We start from the raw sequence: 18,945 nt of genomic DNA, 5'->3' as shown, positions 1-18,945 counted from the left end.
AGTTAACAAGCCGGGAAGGCGCAGTTGGCGTAGTCACAAGGAAGTACGCGGTGGTGGAGGTGCAGGATGTTAACGCGCGATTTTTTAATGAGTGCGGATTGTAAAACGGCTTTTGGTTCTATCGAAGAATCTTTATTGTGGACGCCCGAACAGCGTTCAGCTTCTCTTGCGGCGACCCTTGCTTGTCGTCCCGATCCCAGCCCGGTCTGGCTATTTGGCTACGGCTCTTTGATGTGGAACCCGGCCTTCGAATTTGATGAATCAGCCCCAGGCACGCTGGTGGGCTGGCACCGGGCGTTCTGCCTGCGGCTTACCGCCGGGCGCGGCACGGCCTGTCAGCCCGGGAGAATGCTCGCGCTTAAAGAAGGCGGGCGCACAACCGGTCTTGCCTATCGCCTGCCCGAAGCGTTGCTTGAAGAAGAGCTGACGCTGGTGTGGAAGCGCGAAATGATAACCGGCTGCTACCTGCCCACCTGGTGCAGGCTGGAGCTCGACGATGGCCGCAGCGTTAACGCGTTAGTATTCATCATGGATCCCCGCCATCCGCTGTACGAGGCCGATACCCGCGCACAAACCATTGCGCCGCTTATCGCTGCCGCCAGCGGCCCGCTGGGCACCAACGCGCAGTATCTCTTCTCGCTCGAAACCGCGCTGAAAAAACACGGCATGCGTGACGACTGCCTTGATGAGCTGGTAAGCCATGTACGGGCCAGTCTGCAAAAGCCGGAAGAGGGCGGAAGCTTCCAGCCTGAATTTACATGATAAAAACAAACCCGCCTCGGCGGGTTTCAGGTTGCTGATAAAGAAGGAAAAAGCGTGGTTTTTCCTTCTTTGTGGTTCTTTACCGAAAATCAACTTATTGATTTTGCTGTTAATTTTAGGGTGACATTTTTCAGAACTTCGTAAGCTATGAGGTTTGTCATCAGTCTCAAACCCGCCGAGGCGGGTTTGCTCATTAAATACGAAAATGCCCCGCCGTTTCCGCCAGTTCGCCAGCCTGGCTTTGTAACGCCCCCGCTGCTGCGGCAGATTGCACCACCAGCTCCGCATTCTGCTGTACCATATTATCGAGATGCGTCACCGCGTGGTTAATCTCCTGAATACCTTTCATCTGCTCGCTGGTGGATATCGTGATTTCGCGCATGATGCCGGAAACGCTGCCCACGCTGGTGACGATTTCATGCATTGCCTCCCCAGCCTGACGGACATACTTCGAACCGTTCGACACGCTTTGCGTCGTGGAATCGATCAGCGTTTTGATCTCTTTCGCGGCCTGCGCGCTACGGCTTGCGAGGTTACGTACTTCTCCGGCAACCACGGCAAATCCACGGCCCTGTTCACCCGCGCGTGCGGCCTCAACCGACGCGTTCAGCGCCAGGATATTGGTCTGGAAAGCAATGCCGTCGATAACGCCAGTAATATCGCCAATTTTCCCCGAGGCGGTTTCGATGGCCTCCATGGTGGCGATAACCTGCGAAACCACGCGTCCACCGCGTTCTGCGGCTTCGCTGGCGCTGGTGGTCTGAATGTTAGCCTGTACCGCGGCGTCGGTAGAGTTAGCAACCGAGGCGGTAATCTGCTCCACGGCGCTGGCGGTTTCACGCAGGCTGGAAGCGGCTCGCTCGGTACGCCCTGACAGATCCTGATTTCCTGCGGCAATCTCATTAGCGGCGACTTTTACCGACGCGCTGGCATCACGCAGCTGCGCCATTACCACCGACAATTTATCGCTGAAGGCGTTAAAAGCATGGGCAATTTGCGCCACCTCATCGTTTCCCGCTTCCGGAAGACGCTGGGACAAATCGTTAGTGCCTGAGCTGATGGCGTGCATCGCATCACGAATGGTGCTCAGCCGTTTCAGTACGCTTGCCACCAGTAAATGCACCACCGCACCCGAGATAAGCACCAGCGCGACCAGCGCGATGGCCGACGCCTTCAGCAACGTATGCATAGCGGATGTGGCATCGTCATTATCCAGCGCGACAATCAGGAACCAGTGCGTGCCGGGAACAGGCGTGGCAAGCAGCTGTTTGGTTTTATTGTTCATGCTGCCCGCTGCCCGGTGGCTATCCGCCAGCAACTGGTCAAAGCTGGTGCCCGTGACAGCGTCACTAAAAGGTTTGCGGGTTAACGCCGGATCTAATGCCGCGATAACCGAGCCGTCGCCGTCAACCAGCATCCCGCTGCTGTTGGCCGTTGGGTGAATGCTGCGCACGTTAGCGACCACGCTGTCCATCGCCACATCCCCCGCGACAACCGCTTTCAGCTCACCGTTTTCGGACACCGGTACTGCAAAAGTCACTACCAGTTTCCCCGTTCCGGCGTCGACATACGGCGCGGTCACGATGGGAGCATTCTCTTTTAAAACCTGTTGATACCACGGGCGAACCGTTGGGTCATAGTCGGCGGGAACGCCGGTTGGGTCGGAAAACTTTGCCGTCTTGCTGGCATAGCCGACATAGACGTTGGTAAAGCCGCCTGCGGCAGCAAGCTGGCGGAAAACGGGCACCGGATCGTCCGTTAACGCCACGTTCTTCAAAGAACTAACGATCGCCATTTTGCCGTTCACCCAGTCGGTGATGGCAACAGCATGGCTTTCACTGGTGCTTTTCAGCGACGCCTCAATAGATTGCTGATTGTCTGCGTGCGTAACCCGATAGTTAATAATGGTGTTGAGAAGAAGGGCGACAGTCAAACAGCCTGCCGTCACACAAATAATGCGAGCGCGTATTGACCTGAACATGATGTTTTCCTGCTGTGTTATTTGCGGAAGCTATCGGCAAACACAGCAGGAAACTTGATAGGGCAGGGCAAGGTATAAGTAAAAGATATTACTGCGGGGCGATTATCAGAATGTTAAGACTTTATCGGCGTTCAGCGTCCACTCCGCCAGTTCGACCAGCGTGCCGATAGCAACGCCGTCAACCAGCGGCAGCGCCGTCATGCCGCGCCCGTCGGTGCAGGTTTTGCATAATTTCACCGCTACGTCCTGAGCGGTGAGAATCTCCAGCATCTGCTGAATGTTGTATCCCTCGGCCGGTTTCTGGCCGCGCAATCCCGCGGTGACCGCATCGGACATTAAAAAGAGTTTTAGCTCCGGCCGCTGCGGCTGCTCCAGCAGCGCAATGGCCAGGCGCAGGCTGTTGAACAGAGACTCGCTGCCGTAAGCAGCCCCGTTGGCAATAATCACTATTTTCTGCATTTTCTCTCCTTTGTGCCAGAAGGCACGACTTTTGCTTAAGCCAAAGATATCACTTTGCTGTTCAGGAGCGTTTTATGATCCCCACATCCCGCGACTTTCTGCTGGCCGCCCGCGCCCGTGGACGTGAACAGCTGCAGCACATCCTGCAAATCGGACAGCTTACCGAACGGGTAGCCAGGCTTGTCCATATGCTACAACGCGAGCGCGGGGCTTCCAACATCTGGCTTTGTTCTGCGGGCAGCCTGTTCGGGGACGAGAGGCAGGGCTGCGCACAGGATGTCGATCGCGAAACGGCGCTTTTCAGGCAGGCCATCGCCCGACCGGACTACCTGCCGGGCAGCGTGCTGTTCGTCAGCCTCGCCTGCGCGTTGCACTACCTTGAGCGTTTACCTGAGCTGCGCGAAAAAATCTCCGTGCGGAAAATTACCCCGCCTGAAGCGATGGAGCAGTTCAACTGTACGCTGCGCCATTTGCTCAGCATCGTACCCGAAACCAGCAATGCCGTGGATGACGCTGGCGTAGCCCGCTCGCTGGCAGCGCTGTTTAGTTTCATGCAGGGCAAGGAGTTCGCGGGCCAGGAGCGGGCGATTGGCGCGCTTGGCTTCACGCAGGGGACATTCAGCGACGCACTGCGTCAGCAGCTTGTGGATCGCATAGACAGCCAGCAACGTTGCTTTGAAACCTTTTGCTGCATGGTTGATGCGCCGCTGCGTCAGCACTATCAGTCCAGCGGTGAGCCTTGTCGTGAGACGGAACAGCTCAGGCGGCTGGCGTGTACGCGTTCGGACGTCGAAGGGATGCAGGCGGATCGTGCGCTGCGCTGGTTTACCTTATTGACTGCCAGAATCGATGCGCTAAGAGAGGTCGAAGAAAAGCTGATCGGGGCTGTAATAGCACAGACGCAGCAGGCGCTCGGGCAGTTATTACAAGCAACGCCGCTTAGTGAAACCGAAATAGTGAGCTGGGTGGCAGGGCATGCCAGCGACGACAACGAACGTTATCTCGATCGCCACCTCCTGCCGCTGGTACGTCAGCAGGCGCAACAGCTGGAAACGATGGCGCAGCAGCTGGCTTCGCTTCAGGCGACGCTTGAAGAGCGCAAGGTCATCGAGAAAGCCAAAGCGTTGCTGATTCGCCATCAGGGTTACAGCGAGGAACAGGCCTGGCAGACGCTGCGGAAAATGGCGATGAAGCAGAATAAACGGATGGTTGAAGTGGCCGGCGCGATGATAACCGTTGCCGATATCTGGCAAACATCTGCAAAGGAGTAGCTGCACAGCCAGCGGGCAAAGCGTGCGTATTTATGGTGCGTATCACTCTCTTTTGAAATCTATTACCCCTGTTTCAGGCACTTTCTAAACTGGCACGCGGGTTGCATTGTTTCTTACTGAGTTAATTTCCATTTCTCCAGATTGCGCCAATGGCGGTGCGAGACTGGCAGGACAAAGGCGTCCTTCAATGTGCTGATCCACATTGATGGGCGCTTTTTTTTACTTTTTTCAGGAGGAAGCTGATGAGTGAGCAAACCATAGCCCTCTCGCGCCGCCGGTTGTTACAGGCGGGTGCCGTACTGGGCGGCGCATATTTGCTGCCGGGGATAATGAATGCCGCCTGGGCTGCGGGAAGCGACAAGCCGGAGCAGGTCACGGTGAAAGTCGGTTTTATTCCGCTGACCGACTGCGCCTCCATCGTGATGGCGTCCGTCAAAGGTTTTGACAAGAAATACGGCATCACGATTGTACCGAGTAAAGAAGCAAGCTGGGCGGCAGTGCGCGACAAAATGGTCTCCGGCGAGCTGGACGCGGCCCATGTGCTCTATGGCCTGGTTTACGGGCTGGAGATGGGTATCGCGGGCAAACAGCAGTCTATGGCTAACCTGATGACGCTCAACAACAACGGCCAGGGGATCTCACTCTCGACGGATCTGGCAAAACAGGGGGTGACCGATGCGCCAGGTCTGAAAAAGCTGGTCGCAAGCCATGAGCCGGGAACCTTTACCTTCGCTCATACCTTCCCGACCGGCACCCACGCTATGTGGCTTTACTACTGGCTGGCGAATGCGGGGATCCACCCGTTCAACGATGTGCGCACCGTGGTCGTGCCGCCGCCGCAGATGGTAATGAACATGCGCATCGGCAACATGGTTGGCTTTTGCGTGGGCGAGCCGTGGAACCAGCGCGCCATTAACGATGGCATTGGCTATACGGCGGCAACCTCTCAGTCCATCTGGCCGGATCATCCTGAAAAAATCCTCGGTACACGCAGCGCCTGGGTCGAGCAAAACCCGAATACCGCCCGCGCGTTAGTTGCGGCAATTCTTGAAGCCTCGCGCTGGATTGATGCGAGCGAGGATAACCGTCGGGAAACGGCCAGCGTGCTGGCCGGGCGGGCATATCTCAATACCAAAGTCGACTACCTCACCGGGCGCATGCTTGGGCAGTACGACAACGGCCTCGGCAAAAAATGGCAGGAGAGTCACGGCATGCAGTTTTTCCGCGATGGCGAAGTGACCTTCCCGTGGCTTTCCGACGGCATGTGGTTCCTGACGCAGCACCGCCGTTGGGGACTGCTCGACCACGACCCGGACTATCTCGCTGTCGCCCAGCGTATTAACCGTATTGATGTCTACCGTCAGGCCGCCGCCGCCGTGGGCGACGTTGCCTTACCCGCAAACCACATGCGCAGCAGCACGCTTATGGATGGCACTACCTGGAACGGCAGCGATCCTGCCGCCTACGCCGCAAGTTTCGCCGTTAAACGTTAAGGGGAAATCATGGATCTACAGGCCCAGAAAACCTCAGCCGCCGAGCTGAATACCCCGGTTGGGGAAGTGATTGTATTGCCGCCTGTCGCGGTGCGTCGTCGCCGTCCGCTTTGGCGGCAGTTAAGTCTGAGCATCTTCCAGCACCTCGTGCCTGCGCTGCTCGGCATGGGGTTGCTGCTCGTGGTCTGGCAAATCGCCGCGTTAAACAGCAAAGGTTTTCCAACGCCGCTTAGCACGCTGGATTCCGCCATTACTCTTTTTGCGGACCCGTTCTACAACGCCGGGCCGAACGACCAGGGTATCGGCTGGAACGTCCTCGCTTCACTTCAGCGCGTTGCCGTGGGGTTTGGCCTGGCGGCTATCGTCGGCATCCCGGCTGGCTTTTTGATTGGCCGTTTCACCTTTCTCGCCCGCATGTTTAATCCGCTTGTCGCACTTTTGCGCCCGGTCAGCCCGCTGGCCTGGCTGCCGATTGGCCTGCTGCTGTTTCAGAAGGCGGAACCGGCTTCTGGCTGGACGATCTTCATCTGCTCCATCTGGCCGATGGTCATCAACACCGCCGAAGGGGTGAGGCGCATCCCGGAAGATTATCTCAATGTGGCGCGCGTGCTGAAGCTCTCCGAATGGACGGTAATGCGCCGCATTCTGTTTCCGGCCGTGCTGCCGGCGGTACTGACCGGCGTACGCCTGTCGATTGGTATCGCCTGGCTGGTCATCGTCGCGGCGGAAATGCTCACCGGCGGCCTGGGCATCGGCTTTTGGATCTGGAACGAGTGGAACAACCTCAACGTCGAAAACATCCTGATTGCGATTGTGATTATCGGCGTCGTGGGGCTGCTGCTGGAGCAGGGTTTAATGTTGCTGGCGTGTCGTTTTAGCTGGCAGGACAAATAAGGGGAAAACCATGAAGAAAATTATTCAGCTTCAGAACGTCAGCCAGCGTTTCTCCACCGCCAGCGGCGAGTTTTTAGCGCTCAGCAACGTTAGCTTTGATATTGCGCAAGGGGAAACCATCAGCCTGATCGGTCACTCCGGCTGCGGCAAATCAACGCTGCTCAACCTGATTGCGGGCATCACGCTGCCCTCTGAAGGCGGGCTGCTGTGCGATAACAAGGAGATCGCAGGGCCAGGCCCGGAGCGGGCTGTTGTGTTCCAGAACCACTCATTGCTGCCGTGGATGACCTGCTTTGAAAACGTGGCGCTGGCGGTGGATCAGGTCTTTCGCCATACCATGAACCGCGCCGGGCGCCGCGAGTGGATTATTCACAATCTGGAGCGCGTGCAGATGGGCCATGCGATTGATAAACGGCCCGGAGAAATCTCTGGCGGCATGAAACAGCGCGTAGGTATCGCCCGCGCGCTGGCGATGAAGCCGAAAGTGCTGCTGATGGATGAGCCGTTCGGCGCGCTGGATGCGCTGACCCGCGCTCATCTGCAGGACGCCGTGATGCATATCCAGCAGGAGCTGCACACCACCATTGTGCTTATCACCCACGACGTGGACGAGGCGGTGCTGCTTTCCGATCGCGTGCTGATGATGACCAACGGCCCGGCGGCAACGGTTGGCGAAACGCTGCATGTTGATTTGCCGCGCCCGCGTAACCGCGTTGAGCTGGCCGAAGAGAGTCGCTATCACCATCTGCGCCAGCAGGTGCTGCGCTTCCTGTACGAAAAGCAGCCAAAGGCTGCCTGAGGAGGCGGGCATGCAGCGACGACTGATCGTTATTGGCAATGGTATGGCGGCAATACGCCTCGTTGAGCGTCTGGTGGCGCATGCCGCTGGCCGCTTTGCTATCACCGTTTTCGGCGAAGAGCCGACGCTCAGCTACAACCGCATTCTGCTCTCGCCGGTGCTGGCGGGGGAAAAATCGGCTGCCGCCACGCGGTTACACGACGCCGCCTGGTACATTTCCCACGGCGTTGAGCTGCTGACGGGTGAAGCGGTGCTGGCTGTTGATAGCTCAGGCAAAACCGTGCGCACAGCTAAACGCACGATGGAGTACGACGAGCTGGTGTTCGCAACCGGATCGCTGCCGTTTATTCCGCCCATCGACGGGCACCGGCTTCCTCACGTTCACGGTTTTCGCACGCTGGCAGATGTGGATGCGATCCTCAGCGGCAAAGGCGATGCCGTGGTGCTCGGCGGTGGCTTGCTTGGCGTGGAAGCCGCCGCCGCGCTGCATGCACGCGGCGTTCGTGTCACGCTTGTTCATCGCAAGGCATGGCTGATGGATATTCAGCTTAATCAGCAGGCGGGCGGGCTCCTGGAACAATCCCTGACCGGGCGCGGTATCGCCTGCCAGTTAAATTGCAGCATTGACCGCATTGATGCGGACAGCGTCATGCTGAGCAACGGCAATGTGCTGCCCGCAGGACGAGTGATTATCGCTACAGGCGTGAAGCCAAATATCGCGCTGGCCCGGCAGGCGGGTATTCCGTGCCAGCAAGGCATCACCGTAGACGCACAGCTGCGCAGCAATGTCCCGCATGTTAGCGCGTTGGGTGAATGCTGCGAAATCGACGGGCAAACCTGGGGGCTGGTAGCGCCTTGCCTGCAACAGGCAGATGTTTTAGCCGCTCGCCTGGCCTGCGTTGCCACAACGGATTTCCGTTATGAGGATCGCGGAACTCGCCTCAAGGTCAGCGGTATTCCGCTCTTTTCGGCAGGCGATCTTAGCGAACAGGCAGGCACTCGCGTTCTCACCGCCTTCGACCCGCTTTCCCGGCATTACCGCTGCCTGCATTTACGCGACGATCGGCTGGTGGGCGCTCTGCTGATGGGCGATATCCAGTCGGCAAACCCTCTGACCAACACCTTACTCAGCGCGGCACCCGTCACGTCCGCCGTGCTGTTTGATGAATTCCACTCTGATGAGCAGCCGCTGGCTGCCGGAAATGACGACATGACAAAATCAACGCTGGTAGTGATTGGGCACGGCATGGTCGGGCACCACTTTCTGGAGCAGTGCGTGGCGCTGGGGCTGCATAAAAGCTTTCACATCGTGGTTTTTGGTGAAGAACAGCATCCGGCATACGATCGCGTTCATCTCTCGGAATATTTTGCCGGACGCAGCGCGGAATCGCTCTCCATGGTGCAGGGAGACTTCTTTAACGAATATGGCATTGAGCTGCGCTGTAACAGCAAAGTTGTGGCGATAGATCGCCAGCAGCGCGTGGTGCGCGACAGTAACGGGCACGAAACTTACTGGGATAAACTGGTGCTCGCCACCGGCTCGTTCCCGTTTGTGCCGCCGGTGCCGGGCAACGATCTGCCGGGCTGTTTTGTTTACCGCACGCTGGACGATCTGGATGCCATCGCGGAACGCGCGCGCGACAGCAAACGCGGAGTAGTCATCGGCGGCGGCCTGCTGGGGCTGGAGGCGGCGAACGCGCTAAAACAGCTCGGCCTGGAAACGCACGTGGTTGAGTTCGCCCCAAATTTGATGGCGGTGCAACTGGATAACGCCGGGGCGTCTATGCTGCGCGAGAAGATCGCTGAAATTGGCGTGCAGGTGCATACCAGCAAAGCCACAACGGCCATCACCGAAGCGGAAGGTTTACAGCTCAATTTTGCCGACGGGGAAGCACTGCAAACTGATTTAATCGTCTTCTCCGCCGGGATCCGCCCTCAGGACGCGCTGGCGCGCGCAAGCGATCTTACACCTGGAGAACGCGGCGGCATCGTTATCAACGACCATTGCCAGACCAGCGATAGCGCAATTTTTGCCATCGGTGAATGCGCCCTGTGGCAAGGGAAAATCTTTGGCCTGGTCGCGCCGGGTTATCAAATGGCGCGCGTGGCGGCAGCGACGCTTGCCGGGCAGGAAGCAGCGTTCCATGGCGCGGATATGAGCACCAAACTTAAACTGCTTGGCGTCGAAGTGGCTTCCTTCGGCGATGCACATGGCCGCACGCCCGGTAGCCAGAGCTATCAGTGGACCAACGGACCGCGGCAAATCTATAAAAAGATTGTCGTCTCGGCGGATAACAAAACGCTGCTCGGCGGCGTGCTGGTAGGCGACAGCAGCGAATATACCCAGCTTCTGCAAATGATGCTTAACGGCATGGCGCTTCCGCCGCAGCCGGAAAGCCTGATCTTGCCTGTATCCGCAGGCGGCGCGCCAAAAGGGCTGGGCGTGGCGGCGCTGCCGGACAGCGCGCAGATTTGCTCCTGCCATAACGTCAGCAAAGCTGATATCTGCGCGGCCGTGAGCGGCGGTGCGGGAGACATAGGGGCGATTAAAGCCTGCACCAAAGCGGCGACCGGCTGCGGCGGCTGTTCAGCGCTGGTCAAACAGGTGATCGAGTACCAGCTGCAGGAGCAGGGCGTGGAGGTGAAAAAGGATATCTGCGAACACTTTCCGTACTCGCGGCAGGAGATCTATCACCTGGTGCGCGTCAACCACATTCGCACATTTGAGCAGCTTATCAACCGTTACGGCCGCGGGCACGGCTGCGAAATCTGTAAGCCGCTTGCGGCTTCCGTGCTGGCATCGTGCTGGAACGAATATTTGCTCAAACCCGCGCATCTGCCGCTTCAGGATACCAACGACCGCTATTTCGCTAACATCCAGAAAGATGGCACTTATTCGGTTGTGCCGCGCGTCGCCGCCGGAGAAATCACGCCGGACGGCCTGATCGCCATCGGTCAGGTGGCAAAACGCTACCGGTTGTACAGCAAAATTACCGGCGGACAGCGTATCGATCTTTTCGGCGCACGGCTGGAACAGCTTCCTGCCATCTGGGAAGAACTGGTGGCAGCCGGTTTTGAAACCGGTCACGCCTATGGAAAATCGCTGCGCACGGTGAAATCCTGCGTGGGTTCAACCTGGTGTCGCTATGGCGTGCAGGATTCGACGGGCCTCGCCATTGAGCTGGAGAATCGCTACAAGGGCCTGCGTTCGCCGCACAAAATCAAAATGGCGGTTTCCGGCTGCACCCGTGAATGTGCGGAAGCCCAGAGCAAAGACGTTGGGGTGATTGCTACCGACAAAGGCTGGAATCTGTACGTGTGCGGCAACGGCGGCATGAAACCGCGTCATGCCGATCTGTTTGCCAGCGATCTTGACCGTGAAACGCTGATCCGTACTATCGACCGTTTTCTGATGTTCTATATCCGCACCGCGGACCGCCTGCAGCGTACCAGCACCTGGCTGGATAATCTGGAAGGCGGACTTGAATACCTGCGTGAAGTGGTGCTTAACGACAGCCTTGGCCTTGGCGACGAGCTGGAAAAAGAGATGGCGGGCGTGGTGGAGACTTACCAGTGCGAATGGCAAACCACGCTCAACAGCCCGGATCGTCTGGCGCTGTTCCGCTCTTATGTGAATAGCGAACAGCCGGACGAAGCCGTGCAGCGCCAGACATTACGCGGACAGCTACAGCCGGTTTCCGCAGTCGTTCATCAGCAAGCTGACACGCCTGCAAAACCCTGGCAGGCAGTATGCGATATCAGCGCTATCCCGCCCCAGGCGGGGATTGGCGCACGTTTAGGGGAACAGCAAATCGCCCTGTTTCGCTTCGGTGACGCTATTTACGCGCTGGATAATCTGGAGCCGGGCAGCGACGCCAACGTACTCTCCCGTGGCATCGTTGGAGATGCGTCCGGTGAGCCAGTCGTCATTTCGCCGCTCTACAAACATCGTATTCGCCTGCGTGACGGGCGCGGCCAGGACGGCGAGCTGGCGGTTCGTGCCTGGCCGGTGAAAGTGGAGCAGGGCACCGTGTGGGTGGGGAGTCAGGCGCTGATACTGCGTGCGGAGGCGTCATGAATGCCGCGGTGCGCTCTACCTGCCCCTACTGCGGCGTAGGATGCGGCGTGGAGGCCCGGCAAACGGAAACCGGGCGTTATGACATCACCGGGGATAAACGGCATCCTGCGAACTTTGGGCGGCTGTGTGTGAAAGGCGCGGCGCTTGGGGAAACCTTAGGCCTGCAAGGCCGTCTGCTCTACCCGGAAATCGAAGGTGAGCGCGTGGAATGGGATGCAGCGCTTGCGCATACCGCTCAGCGATTACGGACAATCATTGATGAGCATGGCCCGCAGGCCGTGGCATTCTATGCCTCCGGGCAACTGCTGACCGAAGATTATTACGCCGCAAATAAACTGATGAAGGGATTTATCGGTTCGGCCAATATCGATACCAATTCGCGCCTGTGTATGTCGTCGGCAGTGGTGGGGTACAAGCGCGCTTTCGGTGCCGATGCGGTACCGTGCAGCTATGAAGACCTTGAGCAGACGGATCTGGTGGTGCTGGTGGGATCTAACGCGGCGTGGGCGCATCCGGTACTGTATCAGCGTCTGGTGCAGGCAAAACAGCAGCGTCCGCAGATGAAAGTGGTGGTTATCGATCCGAGGCGCACCGCCACCTGTGATATCGCCGATCTGCATCTCGCTTTACGTCCGGGCAGCGATGCGGGGCTGTTTGTCGGACTGCTGAATTATCTTCATTTACAGCAGCCGCTGGCAGCAGAGCAGTTCGACGGGCAGATGGCAGCGCTTGCCATAGCAAGCGGCTGGTCAATGGCGAAATGCGCCGATTTTTGCCAGCTTGAAGCCGAGGCGGTGCAGACATTCTGGCAGTGGTTCAGCCAGGCCGATCGCGCCATGACGCTCTACACCATGGGGATAAACCAGTCGTCGAGCGGCAGCGATAAGTGCAGCGCCATCATCAATGTGCATCTGGCGAGCGGCAAACTGGGGCGAGCCGGATGTGGCCCCTTTTCGCTGACCGGACAGCCAAATGCGATGGGCGGGCGCGAAGTGGGCGGACTTGCGAACCAGCTTGCCTGTCATATGAATTTTGAACCGGCAGATATCGCAAGGCTTGGGCGCTTCTGGGGCAGCGAGCGGATAGCCGAAACGCCGGGATTAATGGCGGTGGAACTGTTCGCAGCGATTGGCCGCGGTGAAGTCAAAGCCGTATGGATCATGGGCACCAATCCGGTTGTGTCGCTTCCTGACGCCGCTCGTGTGGAACAGGCGCTTGCAAAATGTCCGCTGGTGATTGTCTCAGATGTGGCCCTGCATACCGATACCGGTCGCTATGCAAACGTGCGTTTCCCCGTACTCTCCTGGGGAGAGAAAAACGGTACGGTAACGAACTCCGAGCGGCGTATTTCCAGGCAACGCTCATTTTTGTCCGTGCCAGGCGAGGCGCGTGCCGACTGGTGGATAATCTCACAAATCGCCCGGCGCCTGGGCTTCGGCGAGGCGTTTGGCTGGCAGCATCCACAGGAGATCTTCTGCGAGCATGCGGCGCTATCGGGATACGAAAATGATGGTTTGCGGGCGTTTGATATCAGCGGGCTGGCAAACCTGAGCCGCGAGCAATATGACGCGCTGGAACCTGTGCGCTGGCCTGTCACGACGAAGGGAGAGAGGGCGTTTAAAAGCTGGCGGGCAAGTGGCAAATTCCAGCTTGTGCCGGTTGAGCCTGAGTTACCGCAAGCCGTGGCCGATCGCTGTTATCCGCTTATTCTCAATACCGGACGCATCCGCGATCAGTGGCACACCATGACACGCACCGGCGGCGTGCCGCGGTTAATGCAGCACATCAACATGCCGTTTCTCGAAATCCACCCTTATGATGCGCAACGCTACGGTATTCAGGATGCTGCGCTGGTGCGAATTGCCTCGCGGCGAGGGGGAATGGTGGCCCGGGCGCAGGTTAGCGTGATTCAGCAGGCGGGCAGCGTTTTTGTGCCGATGCACTGGAGCCAACGGTTTGCCCGTAAGGGACAGATCAATAGCCTGGTGGCAGACGTGTGCGACCCGCACTCCGGACAGCCGGAAAGCAAGCAAACGGCGGTGCGTATTCAGCGCTGGCAGCCTGCGTGGCAGGGGGAAATTTTCGCCCGCGATCCCATCGCTTTTGCAGCGGATATTCAGTGGTGGCGTCAGGCATCGCCTGAGGTAGAGCATTTTTTGTGCGCCGCAGATAGCCCATCTGTCGCCTGGCTTGAGACGCTGGCCGCAGGGCGTGGCTGGCAGCTGCAGACGGCTTGCGGAGACGGCCAGTTTTACCATCTGCTGGCATGGCGAGAAGGAGAGCTACAGCTGGCTTTTTATGCCGGAAAAAGCCGGCCGGAGATTAACCATAGCGCCGTGTTGGCGGCGTTTGCAAACGGCTCGCTGACGCCTGCTGAACGACATCTTTTACTGGCGGGGAAAGCACCCGGCGCGGTAATCGATGCGGGGAAAACGATCTGTAGCTGCTTTGGCGTGGGCGAAAAAACTATCCTCGCGGCAATCGCTACGGGGTGTCAGTCCGTAGCGATGCTGGGGGAGAAACTTCAGTGTGGGACAAACTGCGGCTCCTGCATTCCTGAACTGCGGGCGTTACTGACCAAAGCGGCCAATTAAACCGGCTGCCGCCAGCGCATGATCTTTAAGTTTTGCCAGCAGCTGCTCGCGGGTCAACCCTTCAGGCAGGGCGTCCGCACGTAAATCGGTGGCGATCAGCGTCCAGGTATAATGATGCGCGCCGCTGCCCGGTGGCGGGCAAGGGCCATAATAAGTCAGAGTGCCGGGAGTATTTCTACCGCCGGTGAAACCTTTACCATCGCGTAGCTCGTTGGCGGCAAATCCCGTCATGCTTGCGGGAATGTTATAAGCGACAAGGTGGGTCACGCCGAGGCCTTTAGCGCCTTCGGGATCCTGGATTATCAACGCGTAGCTTTGCGTTGCGGCAGGAGCGTTGCTCCACACCACCGCAGGAGAAAAGTTTTTACCGGTACAGTTAGGATTTTCCTTCGCATTCCCGGCATACTTTTTATTCAGCATAGCGTTATCAGCAAAATCGGGAGACTGAAGCATAAACAGCCCTTCGGCCTGGGCCGCAAAACAGCCGAACAGAAAAACGGCGGATAACCAGCGTAGCGAGGTTTTCATAGTTGCATGCTCAAAAGGCAGGAGCTTTAAGCGTAGCGCTGAAATTAAGAAATGCGATATGTTATAATTTCCCAATGTTAAGAAAATCCGTGCCGCTGTTTACCCTCTCTTATGCACTCCTCTGTACCGGAGGGACTGCCGGTACCCGCCAGACCTTTATCGAGCAAACTTCCACTCCCGTTACCGCCACGCCGAACGAGCTGCCCAATATGGGACTCGCCCCGGAAACGGACGCCGCAGCAAAACACATTGCCGAGGTGGCGAAGCAATTTGGCGAGGCCAGCATGACTGATAACGGACTGGATACCGGCGAGCAGGCGCGTCTTTTCGCTTTTACCAGCCTGCGCGATGTGCTGACCGATAAAGTGACTAACGAGGCGGAATCGCTGCTCTCTCCGTGGGGCAACGCCAGTTTAAATCTGAAGGTAGATGAGCACGGTAACTGGAACGGCAGCAGCGGGTCGATGTTTACGCCGTGGGCCGACAACAATCGCTATCTGACCTGGAGCCAGCTGGGTTTCACCCAGCAGGACGACGGGCTGGTGGGAAATATCGGTGCCGGGCAGCGCTGGGTGGCGGGAAAATGGCTGCTGGGTTACAACACGTTTTATGATAATCAGTTTGCCAGCCGCCTCCAGCGCGCCGGATTTGGTGCCGAGGCGTGGGGAGATTACCTGCGCCTGTCGGCTAATTATTATCAGCCGCTCAATGACTGGCAGGGTGAAACGGAAACGCTGGAACAGCGCCTGGCGCGGGGTTATGACGTTACCGCTCAGGCATGGCTGCCGTTTTATCGTCACATTAATACCAGCGTCAGTCTGGAACAATATTTCGGCGATCGCGTGGATCTGTTCGACAGCGGCACGGGCTACCGTAACCCGGTCGCGGTGACCATGGGACTGAATTACACGCCGGTTCCGCTTGTCACACTAACCGCGCAGCATAAACAGGGCGAAAGCGGCGTGGCGCAGGAAAATCTTGGCTTAAAACTCAATTACCGTTTTGGCGTGCCGTTGGGGAAGCAGCTTTCCGCAGGCGAAGTGGCAACGACCAGCTCACTGCGCGGCAGCCGCTATGACAACGTCGAACGCAGCAACTTACCGGTGATGGAGTATCGTCAGCGTAAAACGCTATCCGTATTCCTGGCGACGCCGCCCTGGGAGTTGCATCCCGGCGAAACGGTGCAGCTTAAGCTTCAGGTGCGGGCCAGCCACAAGATCCGCCAGATTACCTGGCAGGGTGATACCCAAGCGCTTAGCCTGACGCCTCCGCCAAATAACCGCAGCGCGGATGGCTGGAGCGTGATCGTGCCGGCAAGGCGAGAGGGAGCAGCAAACGTCTGGCGGCTTTCGGTGACGATTGAGGATGAGAAAGGACAAAAAGCGACGTCGAACTGGATTACCCTGAAACAGGCGGAGCCGCTGCTGGCGAATCCGGCAGAGGATCCACGTTACGATCTGCTACCGGAAGCGGCCACGTTACCTTAGAAGATGCGTTCCTGATGCACCCACACCGCCGCCTCAACGCGGGATTTGAGCTTCATTTTTTTCAGCAGGTGTTTCACATGTACTTTAACGGTGCTTTCGGTGATATCCAGACGGCGGGCGATCATTTTGTTCGGCAGGCCCTGGGCGATAAGCTTCAGAATATCGCGCTCGCGTGGCGTTAACTGATTCACATCACGATCGGTCGTTGCGCGGTTGGCGCGCAGGCTCGCCGCCAGCACCGGCGTTAACGCTTCGCTTAGCACCATTTCACCGGCTGCCGCCTGCTGCAGCGCTTTAAGCAGATCTTCCGGCTCCATATCTTTTAGCAGATAGCCGTCGGCCCCACGTTTCAGAGCGGTAACCACATCTTCTTCGTGATTCGATACGCTAAAGACGACTATGCGCCCGGAGAGCGGTTTTTCACGCAGGCAGTCGAGCGTTTCCAGGCCATTCATGCCGGGCATATTTAAATCGAGCAGAATCAGATCCGGATCCAGAGATTCCGCAAGCTGAACGCCCTGAGCGCCGTCTCCGGCTTCACCGACAACCGCCAGCTCCGGCGCCATGCTGATTAACTGTTTGACGCCGCTCCGCAGCATCGGATGATCGTCTATCAGCAATATGGTTGCTGCTTCCGGGTTAGGGCTACTCATTGTTTACTCCTGTGGCAGAAGACAAATGCGCTTCGGGCATAAAACTGACGACCACTTCAGTGCCGCCACCTGCACGAGTCCGTATCTGGCAATCCCCTTTCAGGCTTTGCGCACGGTCTCGCATAATAATCAGGCCGTAATGGTTTCGCCGCTCTCCGTCATCCGGAATACCGCGACCGTTGTCCCATACGGTGAGTTTAACCTGCTTCTCCTGGCGCACGACATGCACGCCGCACGCTGAGGCTTGGGCATGTTTGAGGCTGTTGTTTAACGCTTCGCGGGCAATTTGCACCAGATGAATAGCCTGATGCGATGGCACCAGGCGTGGCGGTAGCTGGTAGTCCAGCGCCACCGCAAAACCGAGTTTTTCACTGAATTCCAGGCAGCTTGCTTCAAGGGCTGGCCGTAATCCTGGCTCAATCAGTTGCAGGCGGAAGGTGGTCAGTAACTCGCGCAGCTGTCGCCATGAGGTATTCAGCTCGCTACGCATCTGCGCCAGTAAATCCCGGCTTTGCTCAGGCAAGCTTTCGCCCTGCATTTGCAGGCAGCTGACCTGCATTTTCAGACAGGAGAGCGACTGGGCAATGGAGTCGTGTAGTTCGCGAGCGATGGCGGAACGCTCTTCCATCACGACCAGTTGCTGCTGATGCTCATACTGTCTTTCCAGCGCGAGCGTCGCGGTAAGCTGTTCAATCAGGGTTGAGATCAACTGCTGTTGGTCAACCGTGAGGCTGCTGCCCACCGGCAGTTGCGCCAGCACCAGACCATAATGAATATGGTTATCGGTTAATCGCCACTTCAGCGCGGTAGCTTCAACCGGCTCAGGCGCCTGTTCGCGCGGGCAGAGATGGCAGCCCCGTGCCTCGCAGCTGCTGTCCGGTTGATAGGTATATTCGTCGTAGTTTTCTTCGTCTTCGTATTCATAGACGCGCAGTTCGATGTCGCGCAGCGGCGTAAGCTTTTGCAGTTCGCTTAACACCGGTGAAAGCCTTTGGCATAGCGGGGCCTGGGAATGAAGGCGACGGTTTGCCTGGTAGAGGAAAGAGAGGATCTGATTCTTTTGCTCAAGGCCGGCTGTTTTTTCCCGCACGCGTTGTTCAAGCCCGGCGTAACTTTCGGCCAGTTCCGCAGACATGCTGTTGAACGCCATGCCGAGCATCGCCATTTCGTTGCGACCGCTGATATTCACCCGATGGGTGAACTCTTTATGCCTGATAGCAAAAGCCATATTCAGCAACTGTCGCCAGGGGCGAAGCAGGCGCTTGCGTAGCCAGACGACGGTAAATAGCAGCAGCAGCCCCATTAACGCCACCATGCCCTGTTGCAGGAGAATGACGCGATGAAGGCGAAGCTCTGTGGTTTTGTCGAACGAACTCACCAGCTGGTCAATGCGGCCTACAAATTGCGCAATGTGCGGCGTTACCTGCTGCGCATTTTTAGCGTTTTTCATCGCTGGCCCGAGCGTATTGCGCCAGTAATGCTGGATTTCGCTTAGCTGCACCTGTTGGCCATCACGGCGCGCCGCCTGTTGTAAATCCTCGCTCCAGGTGGTTTTCTCCATTTCGTTGAACAGGACGTTGTCTTTTTCGCTAAGCGGAATGGCAGCCAGCAGGCGATAGCTTTGCATGCGCAGCGATCCGGCCTTATTAATGGCGTGAGCGTTACCCTGAATTCCCTGTGCAAGCAAGCTGGCAAGGCTCATTCCCACAATACCTAACGCCGCCAGCAACAGCAAAATAAGCGCGAGCTGGTTGACCAGGGTTAAAGGGGAAAACAGGCGTTTCAACATAAACGAGCGCGCTCCGGATACGGCTTTATTGTAAAAACAGTGGGTCATTCTCAGCTATCCTCTGGAGTATACCCATACCTCCTGGTGGTTACCCCTTAATTTCCGTAGGTGGCATAATCCCCGTAAATTGTAAGCGTAACCCGCGTCAGCCTTGTGA

General features: G+C 57.7%; 13 protein-coding genes. 8 read left to right on the top strand and 5 right to left on the bottom strand.

The features are described 5' to 3' along the window. Positions 1 to 66: 66 nt before the first annotated feature. A complete protein-coding gene (locus tag E2L00_RS04285) occupies positions 67 to 762 on the top strand; it encodes a gamma-glutamylcyclotransferase (RefSeq protein ID WP_167607421.1) in 696 nt (231 codons plus the stop codon). Between the two features lie 193 nt (positions 763 to 955). Here E2L00_RS04285 and E2L00_RS04280 read toward each other — a convergent pair whose 3' ends face one another. Further along, positions 956 to 2,743, bottom strand: coding sequence for a methyl-accepting chemotaxis protein (locus E2L00_RS04280; protein WP_167607419.1), 1,788 nt, complete (start codon positions 2,741 to 2,743; stop codon positions 956 to 958). 105 nt (positions 2,744 to 2,848) lie between these two features. Continuing rightward, positions 2,849 to 3,202: a DsrE/DsrF/TusD sulfur relay family protein gene (locus tag E2L00_RS04275; RefSeq protein WP_167607416.1), complete on the bottom strand. Its 354-nt coding sequence runs from the start codon at positions 3,200 to 3,202 to the stop codon at positions 2,849 to 2,851. A 74-nt stretch (positions 3,203 to 3,276) separates the two neighbouring features. Between E2L00_RS04275 and E2L00_RS04270 the strand changes: the two genes are divergently transcribed. From E2L00_RS04270 to E2L00_RS04245, 6 genes are all read left to right on the top strand, one after another. Beyond that, positions 3,277 to 4,473: a nitrate regulatory protein gene (locus E2L00_RS04270; RefSeq protein ID WP_167607413.1), complete on the top strand. Its 1,197-nt coding sequence runs from the start codon at positions 3,277 to 3,279 to the stop codon at positions 4,471 to 4,473. Between the two features lie 242 nt (positions 4,474 to 4,715). Continuing rightward, positions 4,716 to 5,966 carry a CmpA/NrtA family ABC transporter substrate-binding protein gene (locus E2L00_RS04265; RefSeq protein ID WP_167607410.1) on the top strand — a complete coding sequence of 417 codons (1,251 nt, stop codon included), beginning with the start codon at positions 4,716 to 4,718 and terminating at the stop codon, positions 5,964 to 5,966. A 9-nt stretch (positions 5,967 to 5,975) separates the two neighbouring features. Then, a complete protein-coding gene (gene ntrB / locus E2L00_RS04260; protein WP_167607407.1) occupies positions 5,976 to 6,860 on the top strand; it encodes a nitrate ABC transporter permease in 885 nt (294 codons plus the stop codon). A gap of 10 nt (positions 6,861 to 6,870) precedes the next feature. After that, positions 6,871 to 7,659 carry an ABC transporter ATP-binding protein gene (locus tag E2L00_RS04255; RefSeq protein ID WP_167607404.1) on the top strand — a complete coding sequence of 263 codons (789 nt, stop codon included), beginning with the start codon at positions 6,871 to 6,873 and terminating at the stop codon, positions 7,657 to 7,659. Positions 7,660 to 7,669: 10 nt separating this feature from the next. Beyond that, positions 7,670 to 11,737, top strand: a complete 4,068-nt coding sequence (gene nirB / locus E2L00_RS04250; RefSeq protein WP_167607401.1) for a nitrite reductase large subunit NirB — start codon at positions 7,670 to 7,672, stop codon at positions 11,735 to 11,737. After that, positions 11,734 to 14,331 (top strand): nitrate reductase, encoded by a 2,598-nt coding sequence (locus tag E2L00_RS04245; protein WP_167607398.1) that lies wholly within the window; start codon positions 11,734 to 11,736, stop codon positions 14,329 to 14,331. Before nirB ends, E2L00_RS04245 begins: the two co-directional genes overlap by 4 nt. Here E2L00_RS04245 and E2L00_RS04240 read toward each other — a convergent pair. Then, positions 14,308 to 14,859: a YbhB/YbcL family Raf kinase inhibitor-like protein gene (locus E2L00_RS04240; RefSeq protein WP_167607396.1), complete on the bottom strand. Its 552-nt coding sequence runs from the start codon at positions 14,857 to 14,859 to the stop codon at positions 14,308 to 14,310. The genes E2L00_RS04245 and E2L00_RS04240 overlap by 24 nt on opposite strands. 74 nt (positions 14,860 to 14,933) lie before the next feature. Here E2L00_RS04240 and E2L00_RS04235 point away from each other — a divergent pair, with 74 nt between their 5' ends. Continuing rightward, positions 14,934 to 16,346 carry a YchO/YchP family invasin gene (locus tag E2L00_RS04235; protein ID WP_167607393.1) on the top strand — a complete coding sequence of 471 codons (1,413 nt, stop codon included), beginning with the start codon at positions 14,934 to 14,936 and terminating at the stop codon, positions 16,344 to 16,346. Here the strand turns inward: E2L00_RS04235 and narL are convergent. After that, entirely contained in the window at positions 16,343 to 16,999 is a 657-nt protein-coding gene (narL, locus tag E2L00_RS04230) for a two-component system response regulator NarL (RefSeq protein WP_167607390.1), read from the bottom strand. The two genes, E2L00_RS04235 and narL, sit on opposite strands and share 4 nt — an antisense overlap. After that, on the bottom strand, positions 16,992 to 18,788 hold the full coding sequence (gene narX / locus E2L00_RS04225) for a nitrate/nitrite two-component system sensor histidine kinase NarX (RefSeq protein WP_167607582.1): 1,797 nt from the start codon (positions 18,786 to 18,788) through the stop codon (positions 16,992 to 16,994). Before narX ends, narL begins: the two co-directional genes overlap by 8 nt. Positions 18,789 to 18,945: the final 157 nt, after the last annotated feature.

Source organism: Cedecea colo (assembly GCF_011808225.1).
Taxonomy (GTDB): Bacteria; Pseudomonadota; Gammaproteobacteria; order Enterobacterales; family Enterobacteriaceae; genus Dryocola; species Dryocola colo.
The sequence above is the reverse complement of the archived record's forward strand: the minus strand, read 5'-3'. Positions and strand labels throughout refer to the sequence as shown.